1 pseudogene is annotated in these 531 nt (G+C 45.2%); it reads right to left on the reverse strand.

The features are described from left to right. Positions 1-531: pseudogene (locus I6E24_RS16635) on the reverse strand (PcfJ domain-containing protein); the annotation flags it as partial.

Below are 531 nucleotides of genomic sequence, written 5' to 3' on the forward strand. Positions count from 1 at the left end.
AGGCATCTGCAATATGATAGCCGTTTCGGATACAGATTTTTATGGAGTTCCAATATTCATGCAAATTGACATTTGAAATGACGGCATATCTGAACATTTCTGTCTGTCCCGCTTTAAGCAATGTTTCCTTTTTGCTGTCCGTCAGAATGGCGGTAAAAAATTCGTATGGGGTCAGTTTGTGGAATGCTCCCTTGAAGCCGTTCCGCCTTAATTCGGGAATGATGCGCATTGCCGGATAAGTCTTGTATGCGTCTATGTTGTATGCTTTCAGCATCTTGTTGCTGCGCAAATCCATATCGCTCCATTCAGTCCAAAGGTCATAGTACATCGTGTGCATGGCTCTCAGTCGGGCAATAACTTCGGTCTTTCCGTTTGGGGCAATCCACCATTGCACCACCTCCCGAATGGAATACTCTGCCTTCTGTCCCACCTTGTATGTTGCTCCTACCATAAAGTAGCGCAACACTTGATAGCCTTTTCGGGTCGTAATGATTTCATAATATGCGCTGTCCCTGAAAACTCTCTTTCGGG

Origin of the sequence: Bacteroides caecigallinarum, assembly GCF_021530995.1 — a bacterium.
Classification (GTDB): domain Bacteria; phylum Bacteroidota; class Bacteroidia; order Bacteroidales; family Bacteroidaceae; genus Phocaeicola; species Phocaeicola faecigallinarum.